Source organism: Thalassospira sp. MIT121401 (genome assembly GCF_047125595.1).
In the GTDB taxonomy this organism is placed as follows: domain Bacteria; phylum Pseudomonadota; class Alphaproteobacteria; order Rhodospirillales; family Thalassospiraceae; genus Thalassospira; species Thalassospira povalilytica.
In genome coordinates this window covers 1,046,859-1,071,122 of record NZ_CP138926.1, presented here as the reverse complement: position 1 = coordinate 1,071,122, position 24,264 = coordinate 1,046,859, and the positions used below count along the sequence as shown (strand labels likewise).

Here is a 24,264-nt window from a genome sequence, read left to right as displayed (position 1 = left end):
GTCTCCCTTGGACGTTTTCATCAAAGATAGCCTCCCGGTCTCCCCGTTTTGGTCCCGGCCCTTTTTGTTTTTAAGCGGGCCGGGTTCGGGGTCTTTATCAGTACGAGAAGGGATAAAGCTTCCAGTACGCCCTGATCTGTTGCCAGCGATGGGCAAGCCCATCCGGCTCAAAGATCAGGAACAGGATGATGGCCAGACCAATTGCCATCTCCTTGATATAAGCCAGTCCGTCGGTCACGGCCGTCGAACTTGCCCATTCAAAAACGCTTAATGCGCTGACGCCGCTTTCCATGACTTCGGGCAGAAGCACCATAAAGACGGTTCCCATCAGGGTGCCTTTGACCGATCCGAGACCACCGATAATGATCATGCCAAGGAACTGGATGGACAGCAGAATGGTGAAACCTTCGGCCGAAACAAAGCCAAGATAATGCCCGTACATCGCCCCGCCGACACCGGCATAGAAGGACGAGATGGCAAAGCTCATCAGACGGTATTTCGTCAGATTGATGCCCATGATTTCAGCTGACAGGTAATGGTCACGTACCGCAACAAAGGCACGACCATCACGGGTCCGCATCAGGTTGGTACCCAAAAGATACATCAGGACCAGGAAGAACAGCGACACATAGAAGAAGCTGAAATCATCCAGGATTTCATAGCCGAACACATTGATCGGGTTGGCCGCAGCCCCGTACGAACCACCGGTAAACCATTCGGCACGGGCAAAGAAATCTTCAAGAATGAACTGGGCCGCCAGGGTGGCAATCGCCAGATAAAGCCCCTTGATCCGGGCCGCAGGCAGACCAAACAGCATACCAACAGCCGCCGTCATCAGGCCGGCAAGCGGAATGGACAGCAACACCGGAATGCCGGTCGTGTTGTTGATCCAGGCCGATGCAAAGGCGCCAAAGCCAAAGAACGCCGCATGGCCCAATGAAATCTGACCGGTAAAACCGACCAGGATATTCAATCCAAGTGCCGCAATCGCAAAGTACGAGATCTGGATGAACAGGTTGACGTAATAGCCATCCAGAACAAACGGGATCATTGCCACCGCAAGAATGCCAAGGATCGCGGCATTGCGGATATAGGTCGTATCGTAAATGCGGGTATCCTGACGATAGGTCGTTCGGAAATCACCGCAGGGACGCATCGAAAATCCAGCCATAGTACTTTTCCTCGTCCCTTAGATACGTTCGATGTCTTTGGTGCCAAACAGGCCATATGGCTTGATGCACAGAATGATGATCAGCACATAGAACGGCGCGATCGAGAACAGGTTGCCCCAGTTCAGATACTGGCCATCCACAAACTCGGCCGTGTTTTCAAGAAGACCGATGATCACACCACCGACAATCGCACCGACGATGGAATCAAGCCCGCCCAGAATAACCGCCGGGAACACCTTGATCCCGATCACCGAAAGGGCCGAAGACACACCATTGACCATCCCGATCACGATACCGGCGATCCCCGACACCAGGGCCGAAATCGCCCAGGACATCGCAAAGACGGTTTTGACCGAAATGCCAAGGCTTTGTGCGACCTGCTGATCAAAGGCGGTTGCGCGCATCGCAAGACCAAGCTTGGAATATTTGAAGAACCAGTAGAACCCGGCCATGATGAACAACGAGATCACGAAGCTCATGATGTAGGCCGTTTCGATCTGCATCCCCAGAAGGTTGATCGAGCGGGTCTCAAATACCTGCGGATAGGTTGCCGTGGTGGCCCCGAAAATCCATTTGGTCGCCGCCTGGAAAAAGATCGAAAGCCCGATGGTCACCATGATCACGGAAATGATCGGTTCGCCAATCATGGGCCGCAAGACAACCATCTGAAGAATGATGCCAAATGCCATCATAAACAGCAGCGTAAACAGGAAGCCCAGCCAGAAGGGCATACTCATTTCCACAAGGAACGCATAGCAAACCCACGCGCCAATCAGCAGAAACTCGCCCTGGGCAAAGTTAACGATCTGGGTTGATTTATAAATGAGCACGAAGCACATCGCGACGACACCATACAGTGTCCCGACGATCAACCCGTTCAGCAGAAGCTGGAACAGAAGTTCGAAATTCATGTTGCCATCCCTGTAATGGCGGTCCGCGATCCGGTGATCGGGACCACAGTTTTGCTGCTGCCTTATTCGGCGGCTTTCGGGGCCGTCTGTGCGACCTTGTTATCTTCGAGATCGACGACCTTCACGCTTGTCTGGATGCGGGTTTTTGACCCGTCCTGGAAGGTGATCATGGTGTCGATATCAACCTTGTCATTGCCGGCATAAACCGCATCGATGATGTCGGCGTATTTTTCGGCAACCACGCCACGGCGCACCTTGCGCGTACGGGTCAGTTCGCCGTCATCGGCATCCAGTTCCTTGTAAAGAAGCAGGAAGCGTTTGATGCGTTGTGCCTCTGGCAGGGTCTTATTCACCTCGCGGATTTCCTCGGTGATCATGTCATAGACCTGCGGCTGGGCGGACAGGTTGGTATAGTTGGTAAAGGCAATCCCGCGCTGTTCGGCCCATTTTGCCATGATCGAATAACGAATACAGATCATGGTCGACAGGAACGGAAGATCCTTGCCAAGGATCACTGCCTCGGCAATGAAGGGCGAGAATTTCAGTTTGTTTTCAATAAACTGTGGCGAATAGCGCACCCCGGTCGAGGTTTCCGCCAGATCCTTCATGCGATCGATCACAACCAGATGATTGTTTTCTTTCTTGAAGTAACCGGCATCACCGGTATGCATCCAGCCATCTCTGACATCTTCGTCATAGGCGGACTGGTTTTTGTAATATCCGGTGAACATGCCCGAAGTACGCGCGACAATCTCGCCAACCCCGTTTTCATCGGTATTGATGACCTGGATGTCGGAATTGTCAAAGGCAACACCGACCGTATCAAAATCGATATCATCGGGCTGATGAATGGTGTAGGCGCCGCAAAGTTCGGTCTGCCCATAAAGCTGACGCAGCGGCACACCCATCGCATGGAAGAACTTAAAGGTTTCCGGACCAATCGCCGCCCCGCCGGTCGCGGCTGAGCGCAGGTTGGAAAAACCAAGACGGTCTTTGAGCGCATTCATCAAAATGACGTCGGCCATCTTGGAATGACCACCATTGTCGAGTGCCGTGCGGGCCAGCGCCATGCCGAAATCAAACATCTTTTGCTTGAACGGCGTTGAATCCATCATCCGGGCCCGCACATCGGCGGCAATAGTTTCCCAGACGCGCGGCGCAAGCAGCACGAAGTTCGGTCCAATTTCGCGCAGGTCGGCCATCATGGTTTCCTGCTCTTCGACGAAATTGACGATCTGGCGACTGACCAGCGACTGACCAACCACATAGACCTGTTCCATAATCCACGGAAGCGGCAGAACAGATACATAGTTGTCACCCGGATATTTCGGGTCAGCACGCAGATACGCCGCGCAATGATCGAGAAAATCACCGGAATTGAGCATCGCCATTTTCGGCTTGGACGTCGTGCCCGATGTCGTGCACAGGATCGCGCACTCATCACCCCTGGTATCGGCGACCATCTGGTCATAGATACCGGGATTTTTTTCTTCGAGCTCGCGGCCAAGCTCGTAAAGCTTTTCGACATCCATCAAACGCGGATCGTCATATTTGCGCATCCCGCGCGGGTCGCAATAAACGATATGTTCCACGGTTGGAATGTCGTCGCCAAGTTCGATCAGCTTGTCACACTGTTCTTCGTCTTCGGCGATCAGGATACGGGCACCCGAATAGGTGATCAGATAAGCGACTTCTTCGTGAAGGCTGTCCTGATACAGACCGACCGACATTCCGCGAAGGGCATGGGCAGCAATTTCGCCCCAAACCCATTCCGGACGGTTTTCACCGATGATGCCGACGACATCGCCCTGCCCGATGCCAAGCGCACGCATGCCAAGCGTCATCCATTTGACGCGGTCATTGTAATCTTTCCAGGTGAATTCCTGCCAGATGCCGAATTCCTTTTCGCGCATGGCAACGTCACCACCCCAGTTGCGCGCATTATAGGCCAGCACTTTCGGGAAGGTATCAAGCGACTGCACATCGGCATAATCGGGGATATTGCTGCTCATGATCAGGCCACCTGCTCGTCTTCATCCGTTTCGTCGTCTTCTTCACCCAGATAGGCCTTCTTGACGTGACTGTTGGCCATCACCTCTTCGGGGAGGCCTTCGGCAATCTTGCGCCCGAAGTCGAGAACCATGACCCGGTTCGAGATATCCATGACAACACCCATGTCATGTTCAATCATCACAACGGTCATGCCCCATTCTTCGTTGAGGTCGATGATAAAGCGCGCCATGTCCTCTTTTTCTTCGAGGTTCATGCCCGCCATCGGCTCATCAAGCAGGATCAGATCAGGACGCAGTGCAACAGCACGCGCCAGCTCGACGCGTTTGCGCAGACCATATGAAAGCGTGCCGGCCGTTGCCTTGCGAATATGGGAAATTTCAAGAAAATCGATCACGTCTTCGCAGAAGCGACGGTGTTCGAGTTCTTCCTTCTGCGCGCCGCCAAACCAGTAAAGCGGCCCGTTCAGGAAGTTGTTTTTCAAAAGATGGTGGCGACCGACCATGATGTTATCAAGAACATTCATATGGCCAAACAGCGCCAGGTTCTGGAATGTACGACCGATGCCCAGTTCGGCACGATCATTGGGTTTAAGCCCCGTAACATCCTGACCTTTGAACGATACCGATCCGGTGGTCGGGGTGTAACGCCCGGACACGCAGTTCAGCATGGACGTCTTGCCCGCGCCGTTCGGGCCGATGATCGAAAACAGTTCGCCCGGCTGGACGGAAAAGCTGACATCACTCAGCGCACGTACACCGCCGAAAACCAGCGACACATCGCTGATCTGTAAAATAGGACTCTGTGACGTCATGCCGTCGCATTCCTCCCTGACTTGGGCCGCAAATGCCGCAGAACCACATTTCGGGTTCATCTTGGTGAAATTCGCGAACCGATATTCAGTTTCCCTGATGATGTGTCGGATTTTTTTGGGACCCTGACCTTACGGAAACCGGGCCTGACACATTTAATAGGCATTTAAGTACCAATTTCAGCATATTGCGTCAATGCAATGATCAGCAAGGGATTGCGACTTTTCTACAAATTCGCAATGCACAATTTAAATTCGCCTACCGCGCACCATCTTTCTACCCTTGATTACGTAACGTTATCTGACGGTGAGATCACTTAGGCAGCCCCGCGCACGTCGCATTGCAAAAAATTTTCGCGATCATGCACCGCACAATATTTGACGGGTGAATGCCCCCGAATAAGGCGGATCCAGATCAGCGCGATTGATCGAATCGGAACGGATTCGGGGCGGGATTTTACGGCGTCTGGTATCCTCGTTCGCAATCGGCACACCACCGCACCCCCGACATGCCCCGAAAACACGCAAGCAATATGGTCAGCAACAGACTCGGCCCCCGAACAGCCCCTATTGAAAGGCGAAATGCGCCTTCACATATCGATCAAAGGTTTACCGATGCTTGTTGGACTTTGCCAATATGCTGTGATCAGCGGGTTTTACTGAATACCCCTTCACTGGGTCTGGACTTTCACAGGGAATTGTGGTGTAACCCCGGTGCACATGCATATGTAGCCGTGACCCGCGTCACGCAACACAGATAGCCCACCGCTCGGCGCTCCGACGGTCGGGGTGTCTTGTCACGACAAGCCCTTTTAACCACCTTGAGGAGGGTCTGATGTCCATTTGTGGCAAAGACAACCTGAAAACGCGCCGCACGCTGAAAGTCGGGGATAATTCCGTCGACTATTACAGCCTCAAAGTTGCTTCCGAAAAACTCGGCGACGTTTCCAAACTTCCCTTCACGCTGAAAGTCGTTCTTGAGAACCTTCTGCGCTATGAAGATGACTTCACTGTCAAAACCGACGATGTTCAGGCTGTTGTAGACTGGCTCAAAGCCCGCAAGAGCAGCCATGAGATCAACTATCGTCCGGCCCGCGTTCTGATGCAGGACTTCACCGGCGTTCCCGCCGTCGTTGACCTTGCCGCAATGCGCGATGCCGTTGTCAACATGGGTGGCGACGCCCAGAAGGTGAACCCGCTTTCACCGGTTGATCTCGTCATTGACCACTCGGTCATGATCGACTTCTTCGGCACCGATGATGCACTCGACAAAAACATGGAAGTCGAGTTCGAACGTAACGGCGAACGTTATGGCTTCCTGCGTTGGGGTCAGAACGCGTTCAACAACTTCCGCATCGTTCCGCCGGGCGCAGGCATCTGCCACCAGGTCAACGTCGAACATCTTGCCAAGGTCGTCTGGACCGGCAAGGACGAAGACGGCAAGACCGTTGCATATCCTGATACCCTGGTCGGTACCGATTCCCACACCACCATGGTGAACGGCCTTGCTGTTCTTGGTTGGGGTGTTGGTGGTCTGGAAGCCGAAGCAGCAATGCTTGGCCAGCCGATCTCGATGCTGATCCCGGAAGTCGTCGGCTTCAAGCTGACCGGCACCATGAAAGAAGGCATCACCGCAACCGACCTTGTTCTGCGCGTCGTTCAGATGCTGCGTGAAAAAGGCGTTGTCGGCAAATTCGTCGAATTCTATGGCGATGCACTTGACCACATGAGCCTGCCGGACCGTGCGACCATTGGTAACATGGCACCGGAATATGGTGCGACCTGTGGCTTCTTCCCGATCGATGACGAAACGCTGAACTACATGCGTTCGACCGGCCGTGACGAAGACCAGATTGCCCTGGTTGAAGCATATGCCAAAGAACAGGGCATGTGGCGCGAGCCGGGCTTCGAAGCAGAATACACTGCAACGCTTGAACTTGACATCTCGACCGTCGAGCCGGCCCTGTCGGGTCCGAAGCGTCCGCAGGACCGCGTTCTTCTTAAAGACGCCGTATCGAGCTTCAATGGCACCTTCGCCGACATGGCACCGGGTGTAGATGCTGATCGTTCCGTTCCGGTTTCGAATGAAAACTTCGAAATGAAAGACGGTAACGTCGTCATCGCCGCAATCACGTCCTGCACCAACACCTCGAACCCGAGCGTGCTGATCGCAGCCGGTCTGCTGGCGAAAAAAGCTGTCGAGCTTGGCCTGAACCGCAAACCGTGGGTGAAAACCTCGCTTGCACCGGGTTCGCTGGTTGTTGCCGACTACCTCGAAAAAGCAGGCCTTCAGGATTACCTGGATCAGCTTGGCTTTAACGTTGCCGGTTTCGGTTGCACCACCTGTATCGGTAACTCCGGTCCGCTTGCCGGCCCGATCGCCGAAGCAATTGACGGCAACGACATGCTCGTTACCGCCGTTCTTTCGGGTAACCGTAACTTCGAAGGCCGTATCAGCCCGCACGTCAAGGCAAACTACCTTGCCTCGCCGCCGCTGGTTGTTGCCTATGCCCTTGCCGGTAACCTGAAGGTCGATCTGAACAACGACCCGATTGGCACCGACAAGAACGGCAAAGACGTCTTCCTCAAAGACATCTGGCCGAGCAACAAAGAAATTGCCGACACCATTGCGTCGTCGATTTCTGCTGCGATGTACAAAGAGCGTTACGACAACATCTTTGCCGGTCCGAAGCCCTGGCAGGCCATCGAAATCACCGAAGGCGAAACCTTCGCGTGGGATGGCAAATCCACCTACGTCCAGAACCCGCCTTACTTCGTCAACATGGCGGCAGAGCCGAACGACTTCGCAGAAGTCCATGGTGCACGTCCGCTCCTGATCCTGGGTGACTCTGTTACCACCGACCACATTTCTCCGGCCGGTTCGATCAAGGAAGAAAGCCCGGCAGGTGAATACCTCAAGGCGAATGGCGTTGCGGTTCGTGACTTCAACTCCTATGGCGCACGTCGTGGTAACCACGAAGTCATGATGCGCGGTACCTTTGCCAACATTCGTATTCGTAACGAAATGGCACCGGGCACCGAAGGCGGCATCTCGGTCCATTACCCGTCGGGTGAACAGGGCTGGGTTTATGACGTTGCCATGCGCTATCAGGCCGAAGGCACCCCGCTGGTTGTCGTCGCCGGTAAAGAATACGGCACCGGTTCTTCGCGTGACTGGGCAGCAAAAGGCACCAACCTGCTTGGCGTCAAAGCTGTGATCGCGGAAAGCTTCGAACGTATTCACCGCACCAACCTGGTCTGCATGGGCGTCCTGCCGCTGCAGTTCAAAAACGGTGAAGGTCGTGCGACCTACAAGCTTGATGGTTCTGAAACCTTTGATGTCCTTGGCATCGGTGATGGTATCACCCCGCTTCAGGACGTTACGGTTCGCATCACGCGCAAAGATGGCAGCACCGAAGAATTCGTTGCCACCTGCCGTATCGATACCGAGAACGAAGTTCTCTACTACCAGAACGGCGGCATCTTGCAGTTCGTTCTGCGTAACATGATGAAAGCTGCCTGATTTCAGTACGAAGTCAGACGCTGACCAAAAGACACCCCGCCGGTTTCGTCCGGCGGGGTGTCTTATTTCCGGTTGATGTCAAAACCGGCGAAACAATTCCGGCATGTGTCCTTGATCCAAAACAATCCTAAACTGCTTGTTGTCTGCTAAGTCAGGTGCAATTCGAATTGTCTTCTGAGCAGGATCAAATGATACGCCCTACCCCAGCCGAAGACCGGTCTTTTGGTCTGACGGTCGGTACGCTGTCACCCGGAACTGTTTTAAGTTGCTCACCTGCAACGCCACTTGCGCAAGCCGTCACCAAAATGCGCAATGCCAACAGCAGTTCCATCATTGTGGTACAGTCGAACAAGCCGGTCGGAATACTGACAGAGCACGACCTGTTGTCGTTACCAGCCAACAGCAAAGCTGTGCTGTCGCAACCCGTCGAGATGCGCATGTCGCATCCGGTTCACAGCATCTCCATCCATGCCAGTCCACAATCAGCCATCGTCAGGATGCGCGAACGCAATGTCCGCCACCTGGTCACCGTCGATGAAAACGATTGTCTGGTCGGCATTATCAGCCGGACCGATCTGATCCGGCAGATCAGCAACAAAAAGCCGTTCAGCGCCAATGACGTTGCCGATGCGGTCCGACGGTCGACAATCTTTGTCGATGCCCGGATGCCGGTATCGGAATTGCGTCACCGCATGCATGGCGAAAAATGCGACAGCGCCATCGTTACCGGTTTTCCCGCCGACCTGCCGGTCGATCAGCAAACCGGTATCATTACCGAACGCGATATCCTGCGCGGGTTTGCCGATGACAATGATGGCCTGACAGCAGGTGATATCGCCACCCGCCCGGTTATGGTCATTAACGGGGATGTGAACCTTAATGATGCGCGCACCATCATGTTGCGCAAGAACATCCGCCACCTCGTTGTTCATAACCAGCACCGGGAAATCATCGGCGTTCTGTCCTTTGCCGATCTGCTTGAATTTATCGAGCAGGACTATCTGATCTATCTGAACAACATCAATGATGACAGCGACAGCGAACTGGTCAAGGCCCGCCAGTCACTTGCGCTTGCCCGAAAGTTGATTGAAAACTCGCCAGACTGCGTCATGGTCTGTAACGCCCGCGCCGAGATCGAGGCCGTCAATCCCGCCTTTACCCGTGTCACCGGTTATCAGGCCGAAGAAGTCATTGGCAAAAACCCGAGCATTTTGCAGTCCGGTCGCCAAAGCAAGGACTTCTATCGCCAGATGTGGGTCGAACTTGCCCGGACCGGAAAATGGGAAGGCGAGATCTGGAACCGTCGCAAATCGGGTGAAACATTCCCGGAATGGCTTTCGATCATGGCCATCCGCGACAGCGATGGCACCATAAGCCACTATGCATCGATCTTTACCGACATCAGTGAACGCGAAAAAAACCGCGAAGATATCCTTCGGATTGCCTTTACCGACGAACTGACCGGCATGCCCAACCGCCGACGTTTTTCGGAATTGCTGTCGCTTCATGTCGGGCGCGCCCGGCAGCATGGCCGGCCATTGACTGTCATGATGCTGGATCTTGATAACTTTCAGCGCGTCAACAACGCACTGGGCCACAATGCCGGGGATGATGTTCTGGTTGAAGTATCCCGACGCATCAGCCGCGAACTTGGCCATGATGCGGTCATGGCCCGTGTCGGTGCCGATGAATATGCCGCCATCCTGCCCGACATAAAAACCGAACAGGAAGCCCTGAACCTTGCCGAACGCGTTCTTGTCCGACTTGGCGAACCTCATCTGACCAGCAAGGGTGATGACCTTTATCTTTCGGCCAGCATCGGCATTGCCTCTTTTCCCAAGGATGCCAATGACACCAGCAATCTTTTGCGCTGTGTTGAAATTGCCATGCTTCAGGCAAAGGAACAGGGACGCAATCGGGTCGGCCGGTTCAGCGTGTCGCTGCAAAGTCAGAAGGGTGCTGATCTGGCACTTGAAACGGCGTTGCGGCGCGCGCTTGATAACAATGAACTCCATCTTGCCTATCAACCGCAATTTGACACCAAAACCGGCCAGTTGTGCGGTGTCGAAGCCTTGGCAAGATGGACAACGGCAAGCGGCGAACATATCCCGCCATCGACCTTTATCCCGGTCGCCGAAGAAATCGGTGTCATCGGCGAACTGGGCCGCTGGGTCATGCGCACGGCCTGTCGTCAACTGGTCAACTGGCGCAGCGAAGGTCTGCACAATCTGCGGCTGGCGGTGAATGTGTCGGTTCAGCAATTCTATGGCACGGTCGATCTTGCAGAACAGCTGCGTGCCATTCTGGTCGACAAGGGGCTGTCTGCCGACCGGCTTGAAATCGAAGTCACCGAAAGCCTGTTCATGCGCGATATGGCCGACATGCGTGCCAAACTTCAGCGTATCCAGGATCTGGGCATTCGCATTTCGCTTGATGATTTTGGCACCGGCTTTTCCAGCTTGAGCTATCTGCGGACCCTGCCATTTGACCAGATCAAGCTCGATCGCAGTTTTGTCACCGACATCGATCGTGGCGAAGAAGGCCGAACACTGGCAATCACCATCATCAATATGGCGCGCAACCTTGGCAAAACCTGCATTGCCGAAGGGGTTGAAAACGACCGCCAGCTTGAAGTTCTGCGGGATGCCGGGTGCGACCTTGTGCAGGGTTACCTGCTTGGCCGCCCAATGAGCGCACAGGATATTTCAAGGCTTGCCACCGCAACGGATGGCTGATCCAAAAATCAAAAGGGCGGGAATAACCCCGCCCTTTCAAACTTCATGAACCGGTTCTTCTGATCCTAGAAGATACCAAGCCCCTTAAGCAGGATGAAAGCAATCGCAACCGGGGCAACGAATTTGACAATCAGTCCCCAGGCATTGATCCACATCGGGACGATACCGTCATGTGCTGCGATTTCTTCTTTGGCCTTGCCCCAGATGACCCAGCCAACAAACAGCGAAATGAACAGGCCACCGATCGGCAACAGCAGGTTCGAACTGATGAAGTCCATCAGATCAAAGAAGCTTTTGCCAAAGATGGTGACATCCGACATTACGCCAAGCGACAGCGAAGACGGGATACCGAGCGCAAAAATGATCACGCCAACCACGATGGCTGCGGTTTTGCGGCTGACACCACGGTCATCAACGAAATAGGCCACAACCACTTCAAGGATCGATACCGCCGAAGTCAAAGCCGCAATGCCCAGAAGCAGGAAGAACATAAAGGCAAACAGCGAGCCCATCGGCATATGCGCAAACACAGCCGGAAGCGTGATAAAGGTCAGGCCGGGACCGGCACTCGGATCAAAGCCGAATGCAAAGACCGCCGGCAGGATCAAAAGACCCGCCATCACGGCAACCGCGGTATCAAGCAGCGTCACCCAACCGGCAGAACCGGCGATGTTTTCTTTTTTCGACAGGTACGAGCCATAGGTGATCATCGCCCCCATACCGAGCGAGAGCGAGAAGAATGCCTGCGACAATGCACCCGATACAGTTTCCCAGGTCACTTTGGAAAAGTCCGGCGACAGCAGGAAGGCAACACCTTCGCCACCACCAGGCAGCGTGACCGAACGGATGATCAGAATGATCAGAAGTGCAAACAGGGCCGGCATCAGGATTTTCGATGCGCGTTCAATCCCGGAACCAACACCGGCCAGAACCACGAAAATCGTCAGCGCCATAAAGATCGCATGGAATATCAGCGGCGAAACCGGATCGGAAATGAAATCACCAAACAGGCTTCCCAGCGCGGCCGGATCTTCGATCGCCAGCGCGCCGGTGATCGACTTGATCATATAGGAAATCGTCCAGCCAGCGACGACGCTATAGAAGGACAGAATGATAAAGGCAGCAGCCACACCAAAGAACCCGATGACCGGCCAAAGACCGCCTTTGAGCTTGGCGAACGCGCCAATCGCATTCTTTTCAGACATGCGGCCAATCACGAATTCGGCCAGCATGACCGAAATCCCGATGGTAAAGACCAGTGCCAGATAAATAATCAGGAAGGCGCCACCGCCGTTTTCGCCCGCCATATACGGGAACTTCCAGATATTCCCAAGTCCGACGGCCGACCCCGCAGCTGCCAGAATAAAGCCGAGGCGCGAGCCCCAGTGTTCACGTTTCATCATTAACCTGCAAACCTTGTTTCGGACCGGAATTGCCGGATGAAGCTCCCGCCGGCAGACCGATTCCAGATTTTTATCATTTAACGCACAGGCGAATTCACCCGATGCGTTGCGACCGTTCCCTCAAGGTGGTCCCGATTGGTCCGCAGCTATTAACATCAATCTTTGGAAATCTCATTTCGAAATTCACCCAAAAAGCGCAAGAATCCGCCCTTTTGGTCTTCCCGTTGCTTTCAAGGCCTTGTGATTAGGGGTTGATGGCAGTTCTCGGGCATGATGATGGGCATGAAACATATTCGCCCCATCATCTGCATGCTTGCACTGGCGCTAATGATGCTTTCCGGCCCGACATATGCGGCCGAAAGCACAACGCCCCACGCCGTGATAGAGCTTTACACCTCGCAAGGATGCAACTCCTGCCCGCCAGCAGATCGTGTTCTTTATCAGATAAATCAGGAACATACCGACCTTCTGGCACTGTCATACCATGTCGATTACTGGAACTATCTGGGCTGGACGGATCCGTTTTCAGATTCCCGATACAGCGACCGGCAACGCGACTATGCCAACCGGATGCGCGAACGGTATGTCTATACCCCACAGGTCATTATCAATGGCGACAATGTGGTTCAGGCAACCGCAAAACGGCGTATCGAGTCGACCGCCGATGCCCTGCCCGGTTTAAAGGACATCTCGGCAATCACACTGGCATCAGACAGCACCGATCTGCCCGCCCGCGGTACGGTCGCACTGCGCAACCTCACAATGCCGGGCTCGGGAAATGCCCATCGTATCTGGATCATCGGTTTTGACCGCGAACATCAGCGTGACGTTCTATCGGGCGAGAATGCCGGGAAACGGCTGGTACATGCCAATGTCGTCCGTGAGATGATCGACCTTGGTCCATGGGACGGATCATCAAAAGACATTCCGTTTGCCATGACAAAGGCCTGTGACGGTGGCATTGCTGTTCTGGTTCAAAACGGAAATGGTGGCCCGATCATCTCGGCATCTGTCATCCGCTATTAATATCCGCTGATCCCCGAACGCCTTTAACGCCCCTTTTATTGTGTCCTTTCATTTGCCCGGGCATTCACCGGTTGGAAACCCGTCCCCTGATATGCCCGCACCAGTGCGTGCCAATCTTTCCCGACCTTGTTTGGATTGATTTGAAACAAAGCCATCGCGGCCGCGCTCGGTTAAAGAATGGATAATCAGCCTAAACGCGTTATAGAATACGGCGACCACGGCTGAGACACTGACTATTGAACGGGTTACATGGCAGATTTTAGCGGTTCTGATTTGACCTGCCTGCGCGGCGAGCGACTGGTATTTGGCGGCCTATCCTTTGCCGCCCGATCCGGTGACGCGATTGTGCTGCGTGGCCGGAACGGTGCCGGAAAATCCAGCCTGTTGCGGGTCATGGCCGGACTGCTGTCCCCGCGCGCCGGACAGATTTGCTGGGACGGTGAAAACATCCTCGAAGACCGCATCGGCCATCAGGCCCGGCTGCAATATCTTGGTCATCAGGATGCCGTCAAACCGGTGCTGTCCGTGCGCGACAATTTGCGCCTTTGGGGGCAGATGCGCGGGGTCGATGACCTTGATGGTGAAATTGATGCGGCCCTTGATGCGCTTGATATTCATCACCTGTCACGGGTCGCTGGCCGTTATCTTTCAAGCGGACAGAAACGACGCACCGCCCTTGCCCGTATTCTGATCGGTCAAAGTGATCTTTGGCTGCTTGATGAACCGACCGTCGGACTGGACCGCGAAAGCTGTGGCGAAGTCGCACGACTGATTGCCGAATTCCGGGCGCGTGGCGGCATTGTGATCTATTCGACACATATTGATCTGGATGTCGATGCGCCAACCGTGCTTGATCTGGATGAATTTGCCATTCCGATGGTCGAATTGCTGATGGAACATCCGGAAATGGACGGATCGGCGCCGATATCCGCACAGGAGGCCGCCCAATGAACGGTTTCCTTGCCATTTTACAGCGCGACCTGCGTCTTGCACTGCGTCAGGGGGCAGATTCGGTCATGGTGGTTGCCTTCTTTATTGTGACCACCACATTGTTTCCGTTCGGCGTCGGCCCGGAAGCCAATATTCTGGCCCGGATTGCATCCGGGGTGATCTGGGTATCGGCACTTCTGGCGGCGATGCTGTCGCTTGAGCGGGTGTTTCAGACCGATTATGAGGACGGCACGCTTGAACTTTTGACCCTGTCGCCGGTTTCGCTGGAATTGCTGGTCCTGGGCAAGGTATGTGCGCATTGGCTGACCACCGGCTTGCCATTGATCATTGCAGCCCCGTTGATGGCCGTGATGCTCAATATGGATCAGGACGGGTTTGTTACCCTGATACTTGCCATGCTGCTTGGTACCCCGGCTCTTAGTCTGATCGGGGCGATTGGGGCCGCACTTATTTTGGGGGCACGGCGTGGCGGGGTTCTGGTGTCGCTTCTGGTCTTGCCGCTTTATATCCCGGTTCTGATTTTCGGGGCCGGTGCGGTCGAGGCCGCCTTGCTGGGCATTTCGGCCACCGCACAATTACAGATCATGGCTGCCATTTTGCTGATCGCACTGGCAGCAACGCCATTTGCCACCGCCCATGCGGTGCGTCAGGCAATGGAATAACGGACAGAAGAATATGCATCGTTTTGCCAAACCAAGTGTTTTTCTGAAGCTGACCGACCCGCTATTGCCGTGGCTGTCCGGTGCGACGGCGATCCTGATTGCCGCTGGGCTTTATTTTGCGCTTTTCGCATCCCCGATTGATTATCAGCAGGGCGATACGGTCCGAATCATGTATCTGCATGTCCCGGCGGCCTGGATGGGGTTGTTCTGTTATGTCGGCATGGCGGTTTGCGGTGCCATGAGCCTGATCTGGAAACACCCGCTGGCCGATATCTGCGCGCGTGCCACGGCCCCGATCGGTGCCACCTTTACTGCATTGTGCCTGATTACCGGATCATTGTGGGGTGAACCGATGTGGGGCACCTGGTGGGTATGGGATGCGCGCCTGACCTCGATGCTGATTTTGCTGTTCCTGTATCTTGGCTATATCGCGCTGGTAAATGCATTTGATGACCCCGAACGCGGGTCCAAGGCCGGATCGGCACTGGCACTGGTCGGAGCGGTCAATGTTCCGATCGTCAAGTTTTCGGTCGACTGGTGGAATACCCTGCATCAGCCGGCCTCTATCGTGCGCATGGACGGCCCGACGGTTGATCCCAGCATGCAATTGCCGCTTGCGCTGATGATCCTTGGATTTACCTGCTATTACTTTGTCATGCTGATTTTGCGGGTAAGGCTTGAACTCAATGAACGGCGTATCCGGGCATTGCAGCTTTCCGGCATGTTTGATGAACGATCCCCCGGCCAGAATACCGACACCCCAAGCTATGATGCGGGTCACAACGCGGAGGCCAGCCAATGAGTGAATTCTTCTCAATGGGCGGATATGGCGGCTATATCTGGGGCAGTTATGCCATCACGGCAATTGCCATGATTGCCTTGTTGGTGGCGACCTTGCGCAGTCTGCGCAACAGCCGCATTGAACGCGACCAGCTGGAAGCCGTGCTGCAATCGCGTCGGTCGCGCCGAAACAAAAAAGCCCCAAAGGCACCCTGACCGGAGAATAACTGTGTCACTTTCCCGTGCAAAAGCCCGCAAACGCCAACGCATGTATATCATCGGTGCGGCTCTTTTGGCCGTCGCCGGTGCAGCGGCACTCATACTGACCGCCTTTGAAGATTCGGTTGTCTTCTTCTTCAGCCCGACCGAAATCATCGAAAAATCCCCGATTGATCCGGACCAGCGTCTGCGGATCGGAGGATTGGTCGTCGAAGGGTCTGTTCAAAAGCTTCAGGACGGCAAAACCATTGCCTTTGCCGTAACAGACATGGCACAAACCGTCCCGATTTCCTATAGCGGCATATTGCCCGACCTTTTCCGCGAAGGTCAGGGCGTTGTCGCCGAAGGCCACATGTCATCTGACGGGACCTTTGTTGCATCGGAAGTCCTGGCAAAGCATGATGAAAACTACATGCCGCCCGAAGTCGCAGAATCGCTTAAGAAAAGCGGCTACTGGGAAGAAATCGAAGCCAAAAATGCGGAACAGATGCGCAATTAAGCCACATTCTGTGGCCATAAAGTCAAACCAAACGCGTAAGAAAAACCTGTCTTTGACATAACTGTGCCATCAGTGTCCCGTCACACCGCCAGATATGTCATCGGGGATCAATTCGGGGAAGCCTTAGACGGAGATGCTTGCAGAACTCGGACATTTTGCCCTGCTCCTGATTGTGGTGACAGGCTTTGGGCAGGCTGTGCTGTTCAGCCCACTTTGGCTGCGGTCGTCCATACGCGCGACCTTGCAGGGACGCCCGACCGTTCTCGCCGCGACCCGCCCCAACGGCATTTCCCCTGAATTCAACGGATCCGGGCCCGTTTCAGCACCGCTGCCATTTGACAGCCAGATATCCCGACCGGGGCACTATCTTGTTCTGCCTGCCGGACTGTTGCTGATGGCGATCGTTGCACAGGCGGCGTTGCTGCATGCCTTTATCGTCAGCGATTTCAGCCTGCCGATTGTTGCAAATGTCAGTCACTCATCCACCCCGCTTCTTTTCCGGATCGGTGCCGCCTTTACCCCGGATGGCGGGGCGATGATCCTGTGGCTTCTTGCGGCATCACTGGTCAATATTGTGTTGGCCATGCAGCTTTTCGGGGCGGGTCAATCGACCTATGGACAGGATGATGACCGGACACTGTTTTACAATGCGATGTCCGTGCTTGGCCTGCTGGTTGGTGTGCTTGGCCTTGCGACCCTGATTGATGCTGATCCGTTCCTGCGTGTTGCCGTGGCACCGCTTGACGGGCGCGGGATGAACCCGCAAAGCCAGGATGTTCTGCGGGTTCTGCGTGAACCGTTTTTGTATCTGGGTCTTGCCGGACTCATGGTGATTTATGCCCTGACGCTATCAGGATTGCTGGGAGGCAAATTTGACCGCCGGATTGCAGAAACCTTGCGGTTTTGGGTGATTGCATCATGGGTTGCGCTGGGGGCCGCAATTGCGATCAATGCCTATCGATCCTATAGCCAGCAGGCATGGGGGAATTGGTGGTATTGGGACACAGCAGAAAACAGCCTGTTATTGCCATGGCTTTTGACCACCGCGCTTGTGCATTGCCGGGCGGTTCTGGAAAAAACCGAAACCCTTAAGGGCTGGACTGCGTTCCTTGGACTTTCTGCGCTGGCTGTTGGCTGGTTCGGGGTGTATCTGACGCGGTCCGATCTGTTTGGCCCGCTCAATGAAACCCTGATGAAGCCCAATGACAGTATTGCGCTTCTGGTCGGGTTCTGCGCGATATTTGCAGGCTCCTACTATCTGTTCTGGCGCCGGGGTGATGAACTCGGTGAACCGCGTCCTTTTGAATTGCTGTCGCGCGAAAGCAGCATGTTCATCAACAGTGTGATGCTGGCACTGATTGCTGCTGTGGTACTGATCGGGACGATTTACCCCCTGGTTTTGCGCTGGCTTGATGGTGAAAACATCACGGTTGGCGGCCCGTTCTATGTCGAAGTACTGGTGCCGATTGTTGTTCCGTTGCTGTTTCTGATGGGCTTTGCCCCGACCTTGCGCTGGCGACAGGATGAAATGTGGATGATCGGACGGCGCATGAAGCTGGCGGCAATCCTGTCGATCATCATCGTGCTGTTTGTATCGATCCGCTTTATCGATCTGTCACCCGCACCTTTGATCGGGATCGGACTGGCCGGATGGATTTTAACAGCGTCGCTCAGTGATCTGTGGGCCAGATTGTGGCGCCAACCCGATCACGGCGAAAGCAAATACCGCAATCTGCAACTGCTTGGCCCGCGTTATCTCAGCATGACGCTTGCCCATATCGGCTTGGCCGTGATGCTAGCTGGCGGGGCTGCAAGCAGCGTCTGGGAAGAACAGGTTGTTGTTTCCGCACGGGCGGGTCAAAGCATTCAGGCAGGCCCCTATAACCTGCAATATGAGGGTGTGGCTTTGCTTGCCGGAGAAAACTATGCCACGCGTCAGGCGACCTTTATCCTGTATCGACATGCGCTGCCGGTAACCGAACTTTTCCCGGAAATCCGGTATTACCCGATCCGCGGCGTTGAAACACGCGAAGCCGGTATCTGGCATGGCCGTGACGGGGATCTGCATGTCTCGATCGGAGACAGGGGCGATGATGGCGGCCGGGTTGTTTCGGTCCGGTTCCTGCCAATGATGCCCTGGGTCTGGGCGGGCATGATTTTGATGCTGACGGGTGGAACCATCAGCATCCTTACGCGCATCTTCCTGCGTTTTCAGAAGAACGGAGTTCCCGCTTCATGAGATTTTCGATCGCCGTGATCCCGCTGGTTCTGTTTGCGGCACTCGCCGGGGTTTTCCTGATGAATATCGACAAGGACTCTTCTGTTGTGCCCTCTGTCCTGATCGACAAGCCTGCACCGGAATTCTCCTTGCCGCCACTTCCCGGACGTGAAGCCGGACTGTCGCGTGCCGATGTTACCAAGGGCGAAGTTTCGGTTCTGAACGTCTTTGCCAGCTGGTGCATCCCTTGCCGTGCCGAACATCCGTTGATCAAACGTCTGTCACGCGAAGCCGATGTCCCGGTCTATGGCCTGAACTACAAGGAAAAAGACCCGCAGGACGGTGTCAAATGGCTGGCGGAACTTGGTGATCCCTACGCCGCGGTCGGCATGGATTTGTCGGGACGCACCGGAATTGATTTTGGTGTCTATGGCGTGCCCGAAACCTTCATCATCGATGGCGCAGGACAGATCAGATACAAACATGTCGGCCCGGTAACCGCAGATGTTCTTGAAGATGTGCTTCTGCCCAAAATCGCGGAGTTAAAAGAATGACCCGTCGTCTTTTGACCATGATCGGTGCATTTGGCCTGGTGGTTGGGCTTATGACCGGCACACCGGCATGGGCGGTTAATCCCGATGAAATGTTATCGAACCCGGTTCTGGAAAAACGCGCCCGCGACATCAGTCAGGAACTGCGTTGCCTTGTCTGTCAGAACCAGTCAATTGATGATTCCGATGCCGAACTTGCCCGCGATCTGCGTGTGCTTGTTCGTGAACGCCTGATTGCCGGTGACACCAACGAAGAAGCCATCGATTACATTGTCGCACGGTACGGGGATTATGTTCTGCTCAACCCGCCGCTGAAACCGGAAACCTATATCCTGTGGGCAAGTCCGGCGGTTCTGGCAATTCTGGCGCTTCTGGCGGTTTTTGCCTTTTATCGTCGCAAGCAGCGCGAAGCATCAAACGCAACAACATCGCTGTCGCGTGATGAACAGGCCCGCCTTGACGAGATTTTGGGCACCTCAAACGGAGATAAAAAATCCTGATGCGGTGCCTTGTCGGGAAATATCACCATCCTGCCGGAGGTGACCGGTGACCTGGATTGGTCTGTCTTTACTGGCATTGATCGGAATTGCGGTTCTTTACGCAAGCCTTCCCAAATGCGGTGACAAGGTATTTTCACCTCGTCGGCTGACCATGGCCGTCGCGCCGGTGCTGGTGGCGTTTGGTATCTATCTGGTCATTGGCAATCCGTCCCTGCCCGCCAAGCCGTTTGCCGAACGGGCTGGGGAACGCAACCTTGCCGCCGCCGCCGCTGTTGCCGGGAATGTGACCGATCCCAATTACAAGACCGATCAGCAAATCCAGCGACTGTTGAACCAGATCGTGCTGTCGCTTGAAGTGAATCCCCGCAATCTTCAGGGCTGGGTGGCCCTGGCACGCGGGTCATTGCGCCTTGGCAATATCGAACGTGCGGTTGCCGCCTTTGCCCAGGCCTATGCGCTTTCCGGGCATAATCCGTTACTCGCAATCGAATATGCCGATACCCGGATTACCGCCCAGAACGGTCAGATCGACAGTACGTCACGTGATCTGGTTCTGCATGCATTGGGTCAGATGCCCAACCATCTGCTTGCGCGGTATTATTACGGCATGATGCTGAAACAAAATGACAAACCCGAACAGGCTTTGCGCGTGCTTCGTGATCTGTATCGGGATTTGCCAAAGGATGATCCGCTGGCCAATGCCACCCAGGGCGAAATCAAGACGCTCCAGGCCGTTTCAGATGCCAGAACCGACACCCAGTAAAACAGCGACCTTTGTCAGCGACTAGATCAGAACAGGGATCACGCCCCGAACAGATACATCACGCCAAGAAGCAGGGCGGTGATCATCAACAATGTCCCGCCAAGCGATACCAGCTTCATCACCGGATGAAGCCCGGCAAAGTCGCTTTGACCGGTTTCCGGCCCCTGCCCGTCTGGTGAATGACCGTTTTCATGAAACCGGCGCAAGGCTTCTTCGCCGCTCATTGGCGGCATTTTGATACGGTCAAGAACCGTTCCCTCATCCGGGTTACGGTTCTTGCTTTTGTTGCTGTTATCTTGCGGCGTGCTGGCGTTATTGCCGGTCATGAAAGGTATCTGGTGCTTAACGTTGCGCGGTCAAGCCACGATCGCTGTCACCATCTTGTGGCTGGTATGTCGGCCACTGCCCGGCGGCAAGAAGATCAAGCGACGGTGCTTCCTGACCAAAGCGCGAACGATACATCCAAAGATTGGCCATCACACGTTCGATAAACAGACGCGTCTCGCGCGACGGGATGCTTTCGATGAAATAAAGCGGATCAACATTGTCCTTAAGCGCCTTTTGCCAGCGGCCCAGATTGCCGATCCCGCCATTATAGGCCGCCATCAACTGCAAGAAGCCGTTATCAACGCCGTTCTGTTCAAGCAAATGGTCAACATATTTCTGCCCAAGCGACAGATTGATTTCCGGTTCATACAGTTCGGCACGTTTGGCACCGCGATAACGGGTATTGCCGATATAGCTTGCGGTCGCCGGCATCAGCTGCATCAAACCGCGGGCGCCGGCATGGCTGCGCGCATCGGTGTTAAATCCGGATTCCTGGCGCATGAACGCATAGATCAGCGCACGGTCAACCTCATAACCGCCTTCGGGCGACCATGGCGGCACCGGATAAAGGGCGTTTACAAATACATCCCCGGTTTTCTGCGCGATATAACTGCCAAGACGCATGGTCAGCGACGCGAAATTCGCGGTATCGGTCAATGCCAGAACAGCACGGCGCAGGCCATCATCATCCTTGGCCGCGGCCTTGCGCAATTCGCGTTCGGCTTCATCACGTTGCCCCACCTGCAACAATGCCAGAGCACGACGACCATGCGGATCAAGCTTCAATTTGTTGGCGCGGTTTTCGTCAAGCTCAAGACTGTCCCAGTCAAACACGTCATCCCGACCAAGGGCACGCATCGCAAGCTGCCCGTAGAAGGAGCGCGGATATTCCGCCGCACGGTTCAGCATCTTGTCGGCTTCTTCAAAACGACTGGCCGCAAGATCGATACGCGCCGCCCAGAACGCACCGGCTGTGCGTGTCCAGCTTGATGCATATTTATTGGTGCTGAGTGCCGCAAAATGTTTGTGTGCGGTATCCATCTTGCCCAAACGCCATGCGGTAAGCCCGGCAGTCCAGTGAGCCTGCGGCAAATATTTGCCCGACCGCTTGGCCGCGTCACCCGCAAGTTTCAGCGCCAGGTCAGGCTTGCCGAAATAATAATATCCCGATGCAATCGATGCCCGTGCCTGATCCTGCTCATAGGCATCAAACAGGCGTTTTGCTTCCTGGCTTTCGAGAACCTGAAGCGCCCCGGTCGGCCATCCATTGCCAATCCGGTGGCGGATACGACTTTTAAGCGTCGAAAGGCGGGACCGCTGTGGTGCTGACAGCTTCTTGGTCGATTTGTGGTAATAGGGCGAAATATCTTCGTAATCATACCCCGCACCCGAGACATAGCTTCCGACCGGCTTTTTCGGATAGCTGGCAGATCCGCGGCGCGTCAGGGCAAGCTTGTAAATACGCGGCGCCTGCGGAAGATCGGCATAACTTGCCAGCCAATCCTTGAGTTCCTTGTAGCGGGAACGATATGCCGTCGGATGAAGATAACGTTGCGCCAGCACATGCCCCATCAGAACATCGTCAGACAGGCGCGAAATCAGGCGGTCTGCATCTTTCCAGCGACCCTGTTCCTGAACGGCAAAAATCTGTTCGTAAAGTTCGGCGTCACGATCGGACAGCGGCTTGGGAATAAGGATCGACAGCGCATCGTCAAGTTCCGGCCCGCCCAAAGCAGCCTGTTCCTGCGTGTCAGCAACAGCAGGTGACGGCGCAACCATGACCGTCGTCATGGTGCCAAACATAGCGATTAAGAGGCCCTGCCTTAGTGTGCGTTTCACACCCGGCAGGCTTGTTCTTATTGCTTCGATCAAAATCAATATCCCCAACGAGGCTTTGCTTTAAAGCCGCGTATTTATCCCGAAGCAGTTTGGTCTCGCAACCCGTTGCCTGCGGTGTTCCCCCCGGTGCAACGGCGCCTTTTATACCAGCAAACGCCCAAACCGCGAAATCATTTATCTGGAATCAATCACTTGGCGTGACGGATTTCTGGCACCCGAACGGATGCATAGCTCCCATGCGTACGCCAAATTTATCGCCATTTCCTTAAAGCTTTTGCGCAATCGCGCGCAAATCACGCCATGCAAGGCGCTTTTGTTCGGGCGTGCGCAGCAAATATGCCGGGTGGAACATTGCCGTCAGATCGGCCTTTGCCCCATCGCCAAACACCAGCTCTTTCCATGTTCCGCGCAACCGCGTGATGCCGCGATCCTCTTCCATCAGGGTTTTGGCCGAACTGCCCCCCAGACAGACCACGACGCTGGGGCCGATCAGTTCAAGATGACGGCGTACAAACGGCTCACATACCGCGACCTCGGCTGTGGTCGGCTGACGGTTGCCCGGCGGACGCCAGGGCAGAATATTGGTGATATAGACTTCCTCGCGGGCAAGTCCGATCGACCGCAACATGGCATCAAGCAACTTTCCGCTTGGCCCGACGAACGGAAGACCCTGCCGGTCCTCCTCTGCCCCTGGCGCCTCGCCGACCAGCACCAGCTTGGCTTCAACATTTCCGGTCCCGAAGACCGTATTGCTTGCCGATTTCTTAAGTGCGCAGCCTTCGAACTTTTCAATCGCGGCCTTCAATTCGTCCAGATTGCTTGCCGCAGCAGCGGCATCACGGGCGGACTGACGGGCTTCGTGTGGTGTATCTGACAGCAAAAACCCGCCATCGGCCCCCGAGGGCACTGGTGCGGGACCGGCACCGGCCAATGCCGCAGGACGGGCTGCCTGTGCCGGACCACGGCGCGCGCCGGTCGGGGATTGCGGCGCAAATCCCGGACGATTGGCAGCATTGCGTGTCAGGCTTTCCGATGCCTTGAAACGATCAAGCGGCTCGTCTGCGATTGCTTCGTCCACGCCCATTTCATATTGCCAGACCAGGGCCTGAAACGGATCGAGATTATTTACATCAAAATCTGTAATTGGATTGCTCATCTACACAAAGGCGGTGTATGTTGCGGCGCACGCGTGATTGGTGCGATGGATTTTGACCGACTTTAACGATTTTGGTCCATATGTACCATATACAAACGCGCGTCAAATCGGTATAGCTATACCGATTAAGCGACAAATGTGAGAAATCAGGGCTTGGGCGAGACCCTGATCGGTGAATACCGGTCTGCAACCAAACGGACGAAAACAG

General features: G+C 54.9%; 20 protein-coding genes. 12 read left to right on the top strand and 8 right to left on the bottom strand.

The features are described from left to right. Positions 1–97 precede the first annotated feature (97 nt). The 4 genes from SIB88_RS04760 to SIB88_RS04745 form a co-directional block, all read right to left on the bottom strand. Complete coding sequence (locus SIB88_RS04760; protein ID WP_101245456.1) at positions 98–1,171, bottom strand: branched-chain amino acid ABC transporter permease; 1,074 nt, start codon at positions 1,169–1,171, stop codon at positions 98–100. An 18-nt stretch (positions 1,172–1,189) separates the two neighbouring features. Beyond that, positions 1,190–2,083, bottom strand: a complete 894-nt coding sequence (locus tag SIB88_RS04755) for a branched-chain amino acid ABC transporter permease (RefSeq protein ID WP_101245455.1) — start codon at positions 2,081–2,083, stop codon at positions 1,190–1,192. A 62-nt stretch (positions 2,084–2,145) separates the two neighbouring features. Continuing rightward, positions 2,146–4,095 carry a long-chain fatty acid--CoA ligase gene (locus tag SIB88_RS04750; protein WP_412557471.1) on the bottom strand — a complete coding sequence of 650 codons (1,950 nt, stop codon included), beginning with the start codon at positions 4,093–4,095 and terminating at the stop codon, positions 2,146–2,148. A gap of 2 nt (positions 4,096–4,097) precedes the next feature. Beyond that, entirely contained in the window at positions 4,098–4,907 is an 810-nt protein-coding gene (locus tag SIB88_RS04745) for an ABC transporter ATP-binding protein (protein ID WP_412557470.1), read from the bottom strand. Between the two features lie 832 nt (positions 4,908–5,739). Between SIB88_RS04745 and acnA the strand changes: the two genes are divergently transcribed. Beyond that, positions 5,740–8,427 (top strand): aconitate hydratase AcnA, encoded by a 2,688-nt coding sequence (gene acnA / locus SIB88_RS04740; RefSeq protein WP_412557469.1) that lies wholly within the window; start codon positions 5,740–5,742, stop codon positions 8,425–8,427. Positions 8,428–8,615: 188 nt separating this feature from the next. Further along, the gene (locus SIB88_RS04735; RefSeq protein WP_412557468.1) at positions 8,616–11,162 is read left to right on the top strand and encodes an EAL domain-containing protein; all 2,547 of its coding nucleotides are present in this window, start codon (positions 8,616–8,618) and stop codon (positions 11,160–11,162) included. Between the two features lie 65 nt (positions 11,163–11,227). On the opposite strand, the gene SIB88_RS04730 is transcribed toward SIB88_RS04735, so the two are convergent. Then, complete coding sequence (locus SIB88_RS04730) at positions 11,228–12,565, bottom strand: sodium-dependent transporter (RefSeq protein ID WP_101245451.1); 1,338 nt, start codon at positions 12,563–12,565, stop codon at positions 11,228–11,230. Positions 12,566–12,847: 282 nt separating this feature from the next. Between SIB88_RS04730 and SIB88_RS04725 the strand changes: the two genes are divergently transcribed. The 10 genes from SIB88_RS04725 to SIB88_RS04680 all read left to right on the top strand — a co-directional run bounded on the left by SIB88_RS04725 (position 12,848) and on the right by SIB88_RS04680 (position 20,734). Continuing rightward, a complete protein-coding gene (locus SIB88_RS04725) occupies positions 12,848–13,591 on the top strand; it encodes a DUF1223 domain-containing protein (protein WP_412557467.1) in 744 nt (247 codons plus the stop codon). A 249-nt stretch (positions 13,592–13,840) separates the two neighbouring features. Beyond that, positions 13,841–14,542, top strand: a complete 702-nt coding sequence (ccmA, locus tag SIB88_RS04720) for a heme ABC exporter ATP-binding protein CcmA (protein WP_412557466.1) — start codon at positions 13,841–13,843, stop codon at positions 14,540–14,542. Then, positions 14,539–15,204: a heme exporter protein CcmB gene (gene ccmB, locus SIB88_RS04715; protein ID WP_288349326.1), complete on the top strand. Its 666-nt coding sequence runs from the start codon at positions 14,539–14,541 to the stop codon at positions 15,202–15,204. Before ccmA ends, ccmB begins: the two co-directional genes overlap by 4 nt. A 13-nt stretch (positions 15,205–15,217) precedes the next feature. Continuing rightward, positions 15,218–16,006, top strand: a complete 789-nt coding sequence (locus SIB88_RS04710) for a heme ABC transporter permease (protein ID WP_412557465.1) — start codon at positions 15,218–15,220, stop codon at positions 16,004–16,006. Next, positions 16,003–16,200 carry a heme exporter protein CcmD gene (gene ccmD, locus SIB88_RS04705; protein ID WP_101245446.1) on the top strand — a complete coding sequence of 66 codons (198 nt, stop codon included), beginning with the start codon at positions 16,003–16,005 and terminating at the stop codon, positions 16,198–16,200. The genes SIB88_RS04710 and ccmD overlap by 4 nt, the downstream gene beginning before the upstream one ends. Positions 16,201–16,213: 13 nt before the next feature. Beyond that, positions 16,214–16,702, top strand: coding sequence for a cytochrome c maturation protein CcmE (gene ccmE, locus SIB88_RS04700; protein WP_101245445.1), 489 nt, complete (start codon positions 16,214–16,216; stop codon positions 16,700–16,702). A 133-nt stretch (positions 16,703–16,835) separates the two neighbouring features. Next, positions 16,836–18,941 carry a heme lyase CcmF/NrfE family subunit gene (locus tag SIB88_RS04695; RefSeq protein ID WP_412557464.1) on the top strand — a complete coding sequence of 702 codons (2,106 nt, stop codon included), beginning with the start codon at positions 16,836–16,838 and terminating at the stop codon, positions 18,939–18,941. Further along, a complete protein-coding gene (locus SIB88_RS04690; protein ID WP_101245443.1) occupies positions 18,938–19,474 on the top strand; it encodes a DsbE family thiol:disulfide interchange protein in 537 nt (178 codons plus the stop codon). The genes SIB88_RS04695 and SIB88_RS04690 overlap by 4 nt, the downstream gene beginning before the upstream one ends. Further along, positions 19,471–19,971 carry a cytochrome c-type biogenesis protein gene (locus SIB88_RS04685; RefSeq protein WP_412557463.1) on the top strand — a complete coding sequence of 167 codons (501 nt, stop codon included), beginning with the start codon at positions 19,471–19,473 and terminating at the stop codon, positions 19,969–19,971. The genes SIB88_RS04690 and SIB88_RS04685 overlap by 4 nt, the downstream gene beginning before the upstream one ends. 46 nt (positions 19,972–20,017) lie before the next feature. Further along, positions 20,018–20,734: a tetratricopeptide repeat protein gene (locus SIB88_RS04680; RefSeq protein ID WP_228194556.1), complete on the top strand. Its 717-nt coding sequence runs from the start codon at positions 20,018–20,020 to the stop codon at positions 20,732–20,734. 38 nt (positions 20,735–20,772) lie between these two features. On the opposite strand, the gene SIB88_RS04675 is transcribed toward SIB88_RS04680, so the two are convergent. The 3 genes from SIB88_RS04675 to SIB88_RS04665 form a co-directional block, all read right to left on the bottom strand. Further along, positions 20,773–21,060 carry a hypothetical protein gene (locus SIB88_RS04675; RefSeq protein ID WP_412557462.1) on the bottom strand — a complete coding sequence of 96 codons (288 nt, stop codon included), beginning with the start codon at positions 21,058–21,060 and terminating at the stop codon, positions 20,773–20,775. 16 nt (positions 21,061–21,076) lie between these two features. Then, on the bottom strand, positions 21,077–22,864 hold the full coding sequence (locus SIB88_RS04670) for a transglycosylase SLT domain-containing protein (RefSeq protein WP_412557461.1): 1,788 nt from the start codon (positions 22,862–22,864) through the stop codon (positions 21,077–21,079). A 301-nt stretch (positions 22,865–23,165) separates the two neighbouring features. Beyond that, the gene (locus SIB88_RS04665; protein ID WP_228194559.1) at positions 23,166–24,056 is read right to left on the bottom strand and encodes a uracil-DNA glycosylase; all 891 of its coding nucleotides are present in this window, start codon (positions 24,054–24,056) and stop codon (positions 23,166–23,168) included. Positions 24,057–24,264: the final 208 nt, after the last annotated feature.